The organism is Nostoc sp. 2RC (genome assembly GCF_014222165.1).
Classification (GTDB): Bacteria; Cyanobacteriota; Cyanobacteriia; order Cyanobacteriales; family Nostocaceae; genus Nostoc; species Nostoc linckia.
In genome coordinates this window covers 1-15,139 of the sequence record NZ_JACKZU010000194.1, presented here as the reverse complement: position 1 = coordinate 15,139, position 15,139 = coordinate 1, and the positions used below count along the sequence as shown (strand labels likewise).

Here is a 15,139-nt window from a genome sequence, read left to right as displayed (position 1 = left end):
GTTGGGGAGGGGTCTTGTCTATGTGTCGCATTCTTTTTTCAAATTGGTATTAGTTTATTGAGTCACAATTGAGTTGCGTCGCCTCACAATTGAGTTGCATCAATCGTAATAACGAAATTACATTATTTTTGCCTAAGTCCTGTTCAATTTTGCATCCGCGCAATCACACAATGTATAACTTTAACTTCATTAACAATTCGCTCTAGTTCTATGGATAAAGGAGTTTGTTCTCGAACGGCTTGTAATGTGGGAGAAGTCAAAATATTAGGATTTGTGGCAATTTCTGATAATCGAGCAGTATGCAGTTGTTGAATTTGGCTTTGAATCACTTCGAGATAGCTATCTAGTGCTGGTAACTGTTGGGGTGGCTGTCTTTGTTGCAGCGCATCTGCTAAATTTTCCAAAACTTGAATAATCGTATCAGTTAAGCGGTTGAGTTCAGTAAATTGATACTCGCCGCTAAATTCCCGCATGTGTTCCCCCAGTGTTGTCACTGAACCGAAAAAGCCACGAATATATAACATCAAGGTCATTACAGGTTCAATTTCTCCCTGGACATGACGAGGTTCGCTGAACAATCTTTGAGCTGCGGCGCTGGCGTTGGCGTTTTCTAATGCCGCTTGATGACGTAGCGTATTAACAGAATCAGTAGATGCACTGCGTTGTGGATGGAGATAATTGGCTATTACCTGCTGAAAGTAAGCGAGATTTGCTCGAATTGTCTTTTCTAATTGTGCTGGAAGTTGCTCTCGTTCCCAACGCGGAAAAAGCAAATAGCTGCCAAGCAGTGCTAACACACCACCAACTAAACTATCAACAATACGCAATATTCCAATCTTCCAGTCACCTGCATTAATCAAGTTGAGTAATAAAATAATAGCGGGAGTTAGCAGTATCGTAAATATACTGTAACTTAGCGATCGCACTGACATTGCTGTAAACACAAACAATAAGAAACAAAGGGCGATGGCCAAATGATTATTCACTAATAAAAGCACAGCTATAGCAATAATTCCACCAAAAATAGTACCGATGACTCTTTGCACCGTTGTCTCGGAAGTTCCACCAAAGTTGGGCTTGAGTGCAAATAAAGCTGTTAGGGTTATCCAGTAACCTCTAGGTATTTGCAATACCGAAGCCAGGAATTGAGCAAAGGTTGTTATTAACGCTAAACGCAACGCATGACGAAATAAAACTGAATCAAAAGTGAAATTATTTCCCAGCGTATCAATAATTGTAGAATTATTTGGTGGAGTGGGCAAAGAAATATTTCGAGTAATAGGGCGCTGTTTTCCCTGTTGGAAATCTGCAATAATTTCTGCTTCAGTATGAATTTGCTGCGCCAAGTTTGTCAAACTAATTGTAATTTTGTTCAGGTTGAGTAACTCGGCATATTTTTTTGTTGGAATATTTGCGTTTTCATTGAACAGTTGAGCGCGGATAACTAGCCGTTGATGTTCCAGTGCTTCCACTGTCCGGTCTAAATCTCCCAGGTGAACTAACTTTTTTTCTTTGGTAATTGCTTGTGATAACATTTGCACAGCAATTATCAACTGTTCCATCGCTAGCTCAATTTCTGTTTGCAGTTGCAAATATAATTGGTTTGTAGATGCGATCGCTAACAATTCACTCAATGCAACAACAGAATTGAGAATTTGATTTGCATCCTCAATTAACACCAAAAAGTAATTTCCCCGCAGATTAGCACCCCTTTGCCTAGTCCACATCGCTGTCCAGACACTACGGGCAAATGTCAAATCTTGAGTGACAATATCCTGGGTTTGCACAAATCGTTGCGTCCATTCTTGCACATCCTCTGGATTTAATGCCCTCTCCCTTGCTAAATCTACAAATTTACTCAGCGAGTCATAACACCTAGCAACCACCTCCTTGACGGGTGCATCAGGATGTACTATCCACAGCACTGAAGATAAAACAGTAGTCCATATTCCTCCAGCCAAACACAAAGCACATTGCTGGATAAGAGTGGATAAATTAGAGAATGAAGCAAATTTTGCAAGGGCGATGACAAACATAATAGAAGTGACCAAGCCCACAGACCCGGCCACATTACCGTAGAGACTGGCTAAAGCTGCGATAAATATTACCAAAAATGTCACCGGGATAGTCAACCACAAATGACCGCTAGCCAAACTTGCAATTAAAAATACCACAGTTATGCCAATGGTTGCTGCTGCAAGCGCCGTTGCTTTTTGGCGGTAAGTACCCTCAACATTTACCATACCAACAAACCAAGCACCCATAGTGGCGATGGCACTCGTAGCACCTTGACCAGTAATAATTCCGACTCCAATGGGTACGCCCAGTATCAAAAGACTACGTAATCCAGAAAAAATGTCGGGTTTACCTGGCTTAAGTTGAAATTGCTGCAACAACCAACCCAGACGGCGTTTATCTTTAAATGACATTAATTTAGGCTAGCCACCATAACACAGCGATCGTCTCTTACAGCATTTTACCTACATTTAACTACGTGCAGAATAAATATAATATCAAAGCTGACTGATGACCGTTGACCGTTGACAGAGGAGTTTAGGACGTACCGCAAAAACTCTCTCAAACTCTATTTCTTTGCGTCCTTCTCTGACGAGACGCTGCGCGAATGCGTCCTACCCTGCGGGAAGCCGCTACCGCGTCTATGCGGTTATTTTTTCATAATTTTGCGTAAGTCCCAGACTTATTATTCCCCTTGTCCCCCATCCCCAATAAAAAAAGAGGGCTTCTGTTCCTAAAACACCACCCCCTGAATTTACGATCCTCTACTTGCTGAACTACTACCTATTAAATAGCAGCCAATTCAGATTTTTGTGAAACTTGGAATTCCTGAGCTTGAACTACTTGGTCAGCACAAGCTTTACCAGCTTCAAAACAGGCTTCTAAAGAAGCTCCTTTCATATAATCACCTGTTAAGAAAAGCCCTGGTAATTCAGAAAGTTGAGTTTTAAGATTATTAGCAAATTGATTGTAATTGCTAGTATACGCACACAACCCAACTGGATGATATTTCGCAACATACTTGATGCGATCCGAACCACTAATCGGAATATATTGATTTAAAGCTTCCTCTGCTAAACCAATCAATTCCTCAGGAGTAGCTCCATCCTTCATATAACGGCGACCCGTGCGACCACTAAAAGTGTAGCGAATTACGTTACGCTCATTAATACCATAAGCACCAGCATTGCTAATAGGATAAGTGTCATTAAACACTAAAGCACGTACTTTTTTCGAGAAAATATCGCGGGCGTATTCCGCAACAACCACAGTTACAGGATAGTAGTTAACAGTGTCTAAAATTTGAGACAATTGTGAATTTTGAGATGCAACAATTTTAGAAGAAATTGTAGCTGGAGTTGCTAATATCACACCTGCATATTCTTTTTCTTGCACGCCAGAAGCATCCCGTAAACGCAAACCCGCAACACGTCCATCACGTACAATTAAAGATTCTACACGGCTGCTTAATCTCACAGGCCCAGTTTTAGCAAATTGCTCCAATACAGGTTGCATTCCATGAATTAACTGGTCGTAAGTATCAAGAACCATGCGGAGATTACTACCTAAATTACCCACATAAGCTTCATCCGGTTCTGCTCCATTCATCCTCACAGTCATAGGCCGCATCACAACCTGACAAAATTTAGAACTGAAGTATTCACTCAGAGGTTGGTCTCCCATGCGTCTACAAAGGTCATTGAAGTAAGGGCCGCCCAAAAGACCATTTTGCATATTCCGCATCACGGCTCCACAAACATTCCAAAACCGCCAAATATCTCTGGGAGTTCCTTGGCTCATAAATTCCAAAGTAGCTTTAACGCGGCGACTATTATCTAAAGTCAATAATTTATCATTCTGAACTTGAGAAGAATTCAGCCCAAAAAATTCATAGGGATTGTTACCCATTGCTGCTGTAAACTCTCTAAAAAGGCGGTAAGTTCTCCCAATATTTTTTCCTCCCAATTGCACTGGTCTTTCTCCTAAGAGAAATGGGCGAATGCGTCCGCCAATGGCATCATCTTGCTCAATTAATTCAACATTAAAACCACGTTGACGTAAATAGTAAGTTACAGCAATACCAGTAGCACCACTACCAACAACTGCATATGTATGTAAACTCATGATTGACCTCTAATTTTGTTTACGAAAGATAACAATTCAAAATGATTTGTGAAATATAGCAATCATATTATTGTTAGTGAAAAAAGAACACTTGTTAATATTTCCTGTTCCTTTTTACCTAACTTAATTGCTATATTTGCCTTTTGATTACCTTGGAAATCACAAATCTTCTAAAACAGTAATAGTTACTTTGTGATAAGCTTGGTCTCGAAATGGCAAAACTTCCAAGTAACGTGGATCTGTTAGCCATCCGCGTACATGCTCAACAGAAGGAAATTTTAAAATCCGGATAGATTCTTCCTCAAAAGAACCTAGCAATCGTTCTTTGGCTTGCATACGTAAAACTACTTCTGCTCCATATTCATCACGAATTGCTACAGCCCGTTTTTTATACTTCTCAGCAGCTTCCGATGCTTGAGGATTAGGCGTTAATGTGACTAATACATGAACCATTAATCTTCCTCTAAATTGATTGGCACAAAGAGACAAGGGACAATACGGTTCTTCTAAGCAGTATGAACTTCCTTTGTGGTCTGGAAAAACGTTAAACGGGGGATTTGGATGTATTTGAAACCTTTCCCCCTTCCCCTTTCCCCCAACCGTATTGGGACAAGGAAGACAAGGGGAATAATAACTCCTCTGTCAACGGTCAGTACTCCTAATGACTAATGACTTTTATCTCTATGAAAAATCAATTGTTGCAAGAAACCTAATGATTAGATTTTTGGCAAAATTTTCTACACTAGACAAGTTGTAGGTCAAAAACTTCTTGTAGTTTCACCAATGTCTGCTGCAAAGATTGAATATTTTCGACATTCAAAGTGATAGCAGACGGAAGAATTTTTTTGATTAACTTTGATAAAACTTTACCAGGGCCGACTTCAACAAAAACATCAATTCCTTTTTCGTGAATGTAACGAATTGAAGCTTCCCAACGAACAGCAGAATAAATTTGTTGCTCTAACAACTGGCTCCAATTATAACCACTGATTACTGGCTTTGCTGTGACATTTGAAATCACGGGTATATCCGCATCATGGAATTGAGAATTAGCAATTATGTTAGCAAACTCTTGTGCAGCCTCCTGCATTAAAGGAGAATGAAATGCCCCAGAAACAGATAAAGGAATTGCTTTCAAATTATTGTCAAAGGCAAAAATAAGAGCTGATTCTATAGAATCAATATCGCCAGATATGACAATTTGTTCTGGTGAGTTCAAATTAGCAGGAACTAATACACCACCCGGCTGGACATTTTGTTTGCATATTTTTTCTACTTCCTCTAATGTCACTCCTTTGAAGGCCACCATACCACCTTCTTTAGTTTTTGACATTAAAGCTCCCCTAACTTGCAGCAAATTCATTGCATCTGTAAAAGATAATACTCCCGCAGCTACCAAAGCAGAATATTCTCCAGCACTATGTCCGCAGATAAATTTTGGTTTTTTGGAAAAATGCTCTTGAAAGACAGTGTACAATGCTATATTTGTCGCTAGCAAGCAAGGTTGAGTGATGGAAGTTTCCATCAAATTTTCTTCATCGCCAAAAAAACACAGATTGCGAATATCTAAATTGCTAATTTCTTCGGCAATTTCATAAATTTTTTCTGCTGAAATAAACTCCTTAAAAATTTCTAAACCCATTCCAACATATTGAGAACCTTGTCCGGGAAAAACTAAAGCATAATCAGTTGTTGCTAATGTTTTCATGGCTGAAATAATACTCCATATCTGTAGCCACATTTGAAATTTAAAATTTTGGATTTGGGATTGAAAATTTAACTATAAATCGCTATAAAATCTCACAAATAAGCATAGAATAAATTTTCACCCTCAAATCCAAAATTATTTGCTTGTCAAAGATTCAATTGGCGCTACTTATTATTTAATCCTGATTCCAATAATTGATAAGCATTTTCTACCGTTTTGATTCTTCCTGCTTGAGTCGTGGATATTTTCACATGAAATTTTTGACGTATTAGCATGACAATTTTGACAATATCTACAGAAGATATTCCCACATCGTCTACCCAATAAGCATCTGGACGAAGTTTATTTACATCTATGTTTAATCTTTGAGCGACAGCATGACAAAATTCATCAAAAGAAACTGCTTGTACTTGAGTGGGTTTTTCATTGATAGCAACCATATTTTTCTCCTTTGATGTTTAGATGTTTAATTTTCGGATGAGCTATTGTCATTTTTATGTCGTAAATAAATCATTCCTAATGACTAATGACTTATTTAGCAAACCAATCGATTGTTAGCTCAAACAATTCTTCTTGATGGAATGGAAAAGAATGATGCGCTCCTTCTATTATTTGCAATTTGGGTGGATTTGGAGAAGTTATTTGCACTTGTTCTACTAATTGCTTAACTTCTTGTAAAGGAACTGTTGCATCTTCGGTTCCATGAATAATTAACAAAGGTTGATGCACTTGTTCAATTTCTTTGAACATATCAAGTTCACAAGATTCAGTGATAATTGCTGGCCCGCATTTCATCAGTTCTCCGTGGTAGATAAATTCTGCTTCATCACCATCTTCTAAAACAGAAAATGAATCTTCACCTATCAGTCGCATTACAGTGCCGGCTAAATCAGTAAACGGTGCCCATGCGACGGTTTTATATATTTTTGAATTTTTGGCACTTTCTCGGATAACTGTGACTGCACCTAAGCAATGTCCTACTAATCCAATGGCATTTTGGTCAATACCATCGATTGTGGTAACTAAATCAATTGCAGCTTCTAAATCTTCTAATTCTCTGTCTAAAGTCAGGTCTACTAAATCACCGTCACTATCACCTGAACCTGCAAAATCAAACCGGAATATTGAGAAATTATGTTTGATTGCATAGCGGGCAAATTCTACAAAACGGCGACTTCCACCAATCTTTGTACCTGCAAAACCGTGACAAACAATTAAACAAGGTTGGGGTTCATTTCCTTGTCCGTGATGTAAAACACCTACAAGGTTTTGCCCACGCTTATTTTGGAAAACAAATGCTTCCATTCTGGACATATTATAACACCTTTTTGAGTATTTATACTTTCAATTTTTTAAACAGATGGCAATAGCGATCGCTATTGCAAAATTGTTGTCATGGCTAATGCTGACATCCAATTGAGTGGCGGAAATTTTTTCCCAAAAATCCAGAGCAGTTTCATGCAAATAAACAATTGGTTTTCCCGAAATATCATGCAATATTTCTATATCAACCAATTCTATTTGACTCATACCAGCTTGCAAAACCTTAATAATTGCTTCTTTACAAGCGAATTTTCCTGCTAATCTTTGCAGCCGATGATTTGCATTGCCAAGAGCTAAAACGTCTTTCCATTCCCGCTCTGTCAGCCAGATTCCTATTGGTGCATCTACTACATCTTTGATATCTTTGAGCGAAATAATATCTATTCCGGTCTTAACTTGAATTGCTGACTGAACAGAAGACGCACAAACTTTGTCTTCTACAAACATATCCATTTTGTAATATCTCAACGATTCTCTAACAAACAAAGGATTTATCCCAGCGAATTAAACTCGCTCCACAAGTTAGTCCTGCTCCAAACCCCACCACCATCACATAATCGCCTGCAACAATTTTTCCTTGTTCCACAGCATCATATAAAGCAAGTGGAATTGAAGCCGCAGAGGTATTTCCATATTTGTGAAGATTGCACATAAAACGCTCAAATGGAATTCCCAAATACACGGCTACTTCTTCAATAATATGGATGTTAGCCTGATGGGGAATAATCAACTCCACATCTTCTATGGAAATCTCAGCTTTATTGCAAGTATCGCTAATGGTTTCGCACACTATAGGTACTACTGCTTGAAATAGTTCTGGGCCATTCATTTTCAAAAAATGTTGCCTGTTTTCCACAGTGTGAATTGAAGTCGGCTGTTTAGTTCCGCCACCAGGCATATACAACAAATCCTCGCCCGAACCATCAGCACGCAGTACACAACCAAGAAAACAATTTTCTTCCCCTGACTCTAGTAAAGCTGCTCCTGCACCATCTCCAAACAACACACATGTAGAACGATCTTGCCAATCTATACATCTAGAAAGTACTTCTGCACCTATAACCAAGGCATTACGAACTCCACCGGCTTTGATAAAAGAAGCTGCTGTTTCCAGACCATAAACAAATCCAGAACAGGCCGCAGATATGTCGAAAGCAAAGGCATTAAAAGCCCCTATATTATCTTGCACTCTACAGGCAACTGATGGAAATGGCATATCAGGCATCATAGTCGCCACTAAAATCATTTCTATTTCTAGTGAATCGATACCGCGTTTGTCCAATAATTGTTTTGCTGCGGCTGTTGCTAAAGTTGATGTGCTTTCTTCACTAGACGCAATTCGCCGCTCAATTATCCCGGTTCTTGTACGAATCCACTCATCAGACGTATCCACAATTTTAGCTAGATCGTGATTTGTCATCACTTGAGTTGGTAAATAAATTCCCAAAGCAGATAACTTTACAGGTATCAATTTGACCTCCCCTTTGATAATCGGATGTTAGGTTTCCCATCTACTAGAGTTAGTAAAAGACAGCACTTACCACTAGTTTCAGAGTCCCAGCAATAAATTGGAATTCCGGAGTGTTGTGAAAAGTGTTCTGTTACCTTTTCTAAATCATCAAAGGTAACATTTTTCACTTTAACTACTTTGGTTCTTAAAATAGCTTCTGCAAGGATGAATACTGAGCCAATTTCACTTAAATCTCTGCTTGTCAGTGAAATATTATTGCCAGATTTGAGTTCATCCAATTCTTGTTCGGAAATTTCTAAACCAAGAATTTTAACTGCTTTTTGAATATCGCAAGTTTCTAAATTCAGTGTTGTTTCTAGGATAGAGCTATTCATAATTTTTGTAAAGTGTTGTAACAATTTTAATGAAAGCAATGATTTGGTAGCTACTCACATAGAACGCAACAATAATAGTTACGTTTTTTATAAAAAAGAATTCAGGAATCAGAATTCAGCATCAATTTTGTATGACCAGGTGATGAATATTGGTCTAAAATCTGGCTTTTTGTGGGCAAAATAAATTTTCAAAATATTATCTTTACCTCACTTAACTAGGAATCGCTATAGTTGGATGAAGAGTTGTGATACCATGAAGTACCACAACTATTAACATCACAAACACAGATTGCCTAGAAACTAGAATTTTAGCCTTTCAATCAATTGAATTGACCTTAAACAAAAGAAAACTGATTGGTATTATTGAGATTTAAAGTTGTAGCTACTTGTCCTTCAATTACGCCAATGAGTTCGGGAAGAATGTTGGAACCACCAGTAAAGAATATAGATGTGCCATTGGGAACACTACCAGTAGATTGAATCAATAAATAATTGGATGCAGGGCCTTTGAGTTCGATGCGATCGCTACCTAATTGGAAGTCTTTAATCAAAGCGTAATCTTGATTTCCTACAGAAGATTTATTGCCGTCGTTGTAGTAAACAGCATTTTTATCACCTAAAACAAAGGTGTCTGCTCCTTGACCACCTGTGAGAACGTCAATCTCACCCTTACCAAAGCCAGAAGTAGTATTAACACCAACTAGTCTATCTGCTCCTGCACCACCATCTAAAATGTCGTTTCCAGCACCACCATTTAAGAAGTCTGTGCCATCATTTCCAAAAAGTATGTCGTTACCGACATCGCCAAACAGTCGGTCATCTCCTCTACCACCAACTACGGTATCGTTACCGAGTTGACCATTGAGTATATCGTTACCACCTTCGCCGGTAAAAAAGTCATCTCCAGCACCAGCAAAAACAATATCGTTATCGTCACCAGCATCAATTAAGTCAACACCGTCACCACCATAAATAATGTCATTGCCACCTTCTGCAAAGACTACATTGACTTCACCTGCAAGATAAATAATGTCGTTACCTGCACCACCAATGATAGTATCGTTGCCGGTTCCAGATACAATCACATCGTCACCAGGCCCACCTCCGAGAAGGTCGTTACCCGCACCACCATCGATAAAATCATTACCTTCTTGGCCGTCAACCAAATCGTTACCATCACCTGCATAAATAGTATCGTCGCCTTCTCTGGTGGGAATAATGTCATCCCCACTACCTGCATAAATCAAGTCGTTACCGCTTCCAGTAGAGATGATGTCATTACCTCCAAGGGCATTAACAGTGATATCGTCCTGTGAGGTTATCTGAATGATAAAGTCGTTTCCTTCAGTTCCGGTAATAAATAAGCTGGCCATTTTTGCTTTTACCTTTTGTAGATTGTTGGTGTTGTTGGAAAAAAGTCAGATTCAGGAATTCACTTCAGTGTGAATGCACATATATGAAAAAGATGTTTAATATCAAGTCCAGTAACCATCGTGAAGACTGACGCTAAAATGCCAAGAGATTTGCATCACAAGTAATTAGCCGGACATGATATCAGTTTGAGAAAAACTAGTAGTATGCCAAGGCAACTTGGGTCTTTAAAGGAAAAGGACTCATGTTTTTTACCCCTTACCCTTTTCCCTTTCCCCTTTCCCCAACCCTCACCCAGCATTTTTGGGTTGACAGATTACTAGGTGTCTAGGTGTTTGATGCAGATATTTCTGGTAGCGTTTGTGCAGTCAAACGAACATCATCAAAATTAACTACCAATCCCGGCCCTTCTATGAGATTGATCAATCGGATGCCTAAATTCTGTCCTAAATAGGGGTTTGATTCGGTAGCTGTGAATTTGACTGTGGAGGTTTCAAAGGTTTTATCAGCAATGAATACGCTGTTATTGTCTGCTGCAATCACTGTATCCCCTGCTAATAGTTCCACACGATAGCCAGGGAAGCCACTCAAGTCAATTCCGATGTAGATACCTCCGATATTACCTACTTCTACCTGTAGGGTATATTCGGTATTGGCTGTTAAAACAGTATCAAGTTCTTGGAATAGACCTAAAACACCACCACTTCCAGGTGGTTGAACTACATAAAGATCCGCAACGTTTTCACCTTCTGGTGCTTCATTAATGAAGTATTCAGTGTTGGGATCTAATACATCATAATTGGAAGTCTCGATTCCATTGGGATTTTCAGGTATGTAGCCGTTGGGGTCGTAAACTACCCAACCAGGTACATCTGCAATATTAAAGCTTCCATCTTCCAATTCTGGTTCTTCAAAGCCAGCATTTTCAATGAATATGTTTGTGGATGAATCATTTACAAAGGAGAACTGGCTGGTATTATTCAGATTGAAATTACTTACTGGTTGTCCTTCAATTACACCAATCAATTCACTCAGAATGTTTGAACTATCAAAATAGTATATGGCTGTTCCACTTGGCAAATCTCCAAAAGATGCAATTAATGAGTAATTTGATGCTGAACCTTTCAGTTGGATAGTATCAACTCCAGATTCAAAATCTTTGATAACGGCATAATCTCCAAATCCAAAAGATCCTGGCTGACCATCGCTGTAGTAAACAGTGTTTTTGTCACCCAAAACAAAAGTATCGGCGCTGAGACCCCCTGTGAGAATATCAATATCGCCTCTTCCAAAGGTTGAATTAGTATCGGTATTGACGCCAATTAATGTATCGCTACCACTACCGCCTTGCAGTTCATCGTTACCATCACCACCAATTAAAGTATCATTGTCTGTACCACCAGTCAGCAGGTCATTTCCTTGACCGCCATTGAGGACATCGTTCCCCGCATCACCATTCAAGAAATCTGTGCCATCATTTCCATAAATTACATCGTTACCGACATCTCCAGAAAGCTCATCATTTCCGCTTCCGCCTTCTATTAAGTCGTTACCAAGTCCACCATTAAGGCGATCGCTACCACCTTCACCACTTAAAAAGTCATCTCCAGCACCACCAAAAGCAATGTCGTCACCGTCACCTGCATCAATGACATCTACACTATCACCACCAAAGATTTTGTCATTACCGGCTTCGGCAAAAACTGTGTTTGATTCACCTGCAAGATAAATAATGTCGTCGCCAGAACCACCATTGATATTGTTGTTACCAGTTCCAGATCTGATGATATCGTTGCCAAGTCCACCTTCAATTAAATCGTCTCCGGCTCCAGCATTTATAAAATCATTACCTTCTTGTCCATCAATGATGTCATCTCCGTCGCCTGCATCGATAACGTCGTTTCCATCACCAGAACTAACAACATCATTGCCACTACCTGCATTAATAAAGTCATTCCCTAATCCAGTAAAGATTAAGTCATCACCGGCCAAGGCAACAACAGTATTGTTATCTTCTGACGCTATCAGCAGGATAGAATCATTTTCTTGAGTTCCGACATTGAATTTTCTTGCCATTTTTGCCTTCTAGCTTTTATAGGTCGTGGTTGGAAATTATGAGAATCAACGCATTGAAGCCAGTAAGGTTTGAATGCGTAAGCTTTGATAGAAACAGACAAGAACTACCTGACTCAAATTCCACTGAATGCAGATAAATTCAGTAGTCTTGCAGCAATACCTACAGGTATTGCCTCAGAAGACCTAATAATTGAAAATTATTAACTCTACAGCACTACAAAATTCACAACTGCTGTCACGGAATTGAGCTATTTTGCTGAAAAAACTTAAATCAAGAACAGTAGTAGCCAATGCTAACCATGTAATTTTGGCTTAACTCTTGTTTAGCATTGTTTACTATTGTGAAATTAATCTTTACGAAAATACAATAACATAACTAAAACGACTGTTCAAGTAAGATTTAGCCATTATTAATCGCGCAGAAATAAGTTACTTATTTGAAAAACTCGTTAGCTTTTGCAAAATATGACAGATTAGGGATTTATAGAAATATCAGTGGATTTTTATTTGGTTGGAATTGTCAAAAATAGCATTGACTGTTGAAGTCAGGACTTACGCAAAAAATAACGTAATTTCGTCATTACGAGCGATAGCGTAAGTAGAACAAGGTAAATAATTAAAGGTTTGTAGTGAGAAATAAAGTTCTCAAAAAAGGACTAAAGTCCTTACTACGAACTAATTTTTATTCTTTTTAGAATATCGGCGTTGCGTAAGTTCTACCTAAATCAGAAAATGAAATCTTGCATGGAGGCTGTTGACAGTTGACAGCTAACTGTGAACCGTCAACTGTCAACAATATCAATGGAATATTTTTTTTATTGGAACTCCCATAGAATTGCTATGGTTGAGTCTGATGCCAAAACACAAGGATTATTGTTGATGCAAATGCCAAAATTATCCTGCAATATTGAATTTGCGTCTTTTGTTCGGATATGTGGTAAAGTTGCATGAATAGTTATGTATAAATCAGAACAATTCATGCAACTATAACTAATTTACTCTTACTCCAAGAGTGTGCTACTCCTTTTCAAAGGAGAGGAGAAGTCCAAAAAATTTTGAGGCACAAATCTGTAGTTCCAGTCACTATAGAATTTGGGTTTTTCTACAAAGACTGTTGAAAATTCTTTCTCAGTCACGCCAGCGTCTATGTGGGAGTTATTTCCATTGGTAGTAGGAGTACCGATAAGATTAATTATGACTTCTTTAATGGTTAGTGGTTGACCTTTCCAATTTTCCGTAATCAGGCAAGACATCCGATGTTCTATGTTGTTCCATTTACTTGTACCAGCAGGAAAATGTGCAACGTCGATGATAAGTCTAAATGTATCAGCAAGTGTTTGGAGTTGGGTTTTCCATAATTGCAAGCAATACTCATCGGCTTCACTACAGTCTGCTACGATCAACAATTCTGTGGCATTTTTGTACATTTTTTTGCCCATATCTTGCCACCAGCGATGAATTGATTCAACCGCTACCTCTGCGGTATCGTGATTAATTCCCACATTTACCCACTCCTGGTTTGTAGTTAAGCTATAAGCTTCGTATGGAACAAAATTTAAAAGTTCTGGCTGGCTGAAATAATCAGTTGATTCCTTGAAAAATTGTTTTTGAGATTGCCACGCTTGTACATCGCTCTTGTATTTGATCGTTTCTTTTTTCTTGATGTCAAGTGAAACTATAACTTGACCGCGGGCTTGGAAATTTCGTACTTGGTGATGAATATATTGAAATTGAAAATCCCGGTGGTAAGGGGAGTCTCCTTCTTTGGTTTTACGGTTATTTTGTAGCCTGTAGCCAAGTTCAGACAATAAAGAAGCAACTTTTCTTGGGCTGATGACATGACCCTTGGTTCGCAACTTTTCAGCTATTTTGGTGGTGCTTTCAGAAGTCCAACGTAGAGGCGATTCTGAATATCCACAATTTAAAGGTTGCATTAATCCTTCGAGGTCTGGAATTAAGGTTTGGTCAATTTCTAACAGACGTTTTCTACCGCCTCCCTTACATCTAATTTTCTCTGTCAATTCGGCGTTTTTAATTCGAGTATCTGGCTTAATTTCTAGTTCGCGAATTCCCACTCGAATGGTTTTTGGTGAGAGTCCTGTGGCTTGAGAAACTTGTGTAATTCCACCTCTGCCTAATGCAATAGCTTCTGCGGCAGCCCAGAGGCGTATCGATCTTTCATTCAGATGGGGGTAAAGCGAATTAAATTTAGATTTGAGAAATTCTCTTGCTGGCATACAGCAACCCTGATATCCTAAACATCTAAAAGTTATCAGATAATGTTTAAGATTTTATGCATATTTCTTGCGTAACAGGTTAAGAATTTTTTAATAATTGCTGACATATAAATATTAATTAATCCTTTCATAAGTTTTCAAAAACTATCAGTGAGAGGTTAACAAGAGTTTATCCTCAAGAAAAACATATCTAATAAGCTCTTGCAAATTTAAGAAAGGATATATTTTTGTGTTGGTTGTTGACGGTTGACTATAGGAGTCCTATTTGATTTATAAACATATCTATGTGGGTAGGCAAAAGGCAAAAGGCAATAGGCAAGAGGTTTATAGGAGATTAAGGGGTAGGGAATTTTGTTCGCAAATTATACCGATTCAAAAAATGTTTGCGACAGATACCCCACCCGCCTGACGGCACCCTCCCCTTGCCAAGGGGAGGGTT

12 protein-coding genes are annotated in these 15,139 nt (G+C 38.7%); all 12 read right to left on the bottom strand.

Going from position 1 to position 15,139, the window contains the following annotated elements:
• Positions 1–143 precede the first annotated feature (143 nt).
• Positions 144–2,429 (bottom strand): FUSC family protein, encoded by a 2,286-nt coding sequence (locus tag GNE10_RS20655; protein WP_185566771.1) that lies wholly within the window; start codon positions 2,427–2,429, stop codon positions 144–146.
• A 373-nt stretch (positions 2,430–2,802) separates the two neighbouring features.
• Complete coding sequence (locus tag GNE10_RS20650; protein WP_185566770.1) at positions 2,803–4,140, bottom strand: FAD-dependent oxidoreductase; 1,338 nt, start codon at positions 4,138–4,140, stop codon at positions 2,803–2,805.
• 159 nt (positions 4,141–4,299) lie between these two features.
• Positions 4,300–4,593, bottom strand: a complete 294-nt coding sequence (locus tag GNE10_RS20645) for a DUF1330 domain-containing protein (RefSeq protein WP_185566769.1) — start codon at positions 4,591–4,593, stop codon at positions 4,300–4,302.
• A 289-nt stretch (positions 4,594–4,882) separates the two neighbouring features.
• On the bottom strand, positions 4,883–5,848 hold the full coding sequence (fabD, locus tag GNE10_RS20640) for an ACP S-malonyltransferase (RefSeq protein WP_185566768.1): 966 nt from the start codon (positions 5,846–5,848) through the stop codon (positions 4,883–4,885).
• Positions 5,849–6,012: 164 nt separating this feature from the next.
• A complete protein-coding gene (locus tag GNE10_RS20635; RefSeq protein WP_099069375.1) occupies positions 6,013–6,288 on the bottom strand; it encodes a phosphopantetheine-binding protein in 276 nt (91 codons plus the stop codon).
• Between the two features lie 91 nt (positions 6,289–6,379).
• The gene (locus tag GNE10_RS20630) at positions 6,380–7,162 is read right to left on the bottom strand and encodes an alpha/beta hydrolase (RefSeq protein ID WP_185566767.1); all 783 of its coding nucleotides are present in this window, start codon (positions 7,160–7,162) and stop codon (positions 6,380–6,382) included.
• A 30-nt stretch (positions 7,163–7,192) separates the two neighbouring features.
• Positions 7,193–7,624 (bottom strand): holo-ACP synthase, encoded by a 432-nt coding sequence (locus GNE10_RS20625; RefSeq protein ID WP_221642926.1) that lies wholly within the window; start codon positions 7,622–7,624, stop codon positions 7,193–7,195.
• Positions 7,625–7,646: 22 nt separating this feature from the next.
• On the bottom strand, positions 7,647–8,642 hold the full coding sequence (locus tag GNE10_RS20620) for a beta-ketoacyl-ACP synthase III (RefSeq protein ID WP_185566765.1): 996 nt from the start codon (positions 8,640–8,642) through the stop codon (positions 7,647–7,649).
• A complete protein-coding gene (locus tag GNE10_RS20615; protein WP_185566764.1) occupies positions 8,639–9,016 on the bottom strand; it encodes a hypothetical protein in 378 nt (125 codons plus the stop codon). The genes GNE10_RS20620 and GNE10_RS20615 overlap by 4 nt, the downstream gene beginning before the upstream one ends.
• Positions 9,017–9,351: 335 nt before the next feature.
• Positions 9,352–10,389 (bottom strand): calcium-binding protein, encoded by a 1,038-nt coding sequence (locus GNE10_RS20610; protein WP_185566763.1) that lies wholly within the window; start codon positions 10,387–10,389, stop codon positions 9,352–9,354.
• Between the two features lie 325 nt (positions 10,390–10,714).
• Positions 10,715–12,463 (bottom strand): calcium-binding protein, encoded by a 1,749-nt coding sequence (locus GNE10_RS36395; protein WP_185566762.1) that lies wholly within the window; start codon positions 12,461–12,463, stop codon positions 10,715–10,717.
• 1,001 nt (positions 12,464–13,464) lie between these two features.
• Positions 13,465–14,700, bottom strand: a complete 1,236-nt coding sequence (locus GNE10_RS20600; RefSeq protein WP_185566761.1) for an ISAzo13 family transposase — start codon at positions 14,698–14,700, stop codon at positions 13,465–13,467.
• Between the last annotated feature and the right edge of the window lie 439 nt (positions 14,701–15,139).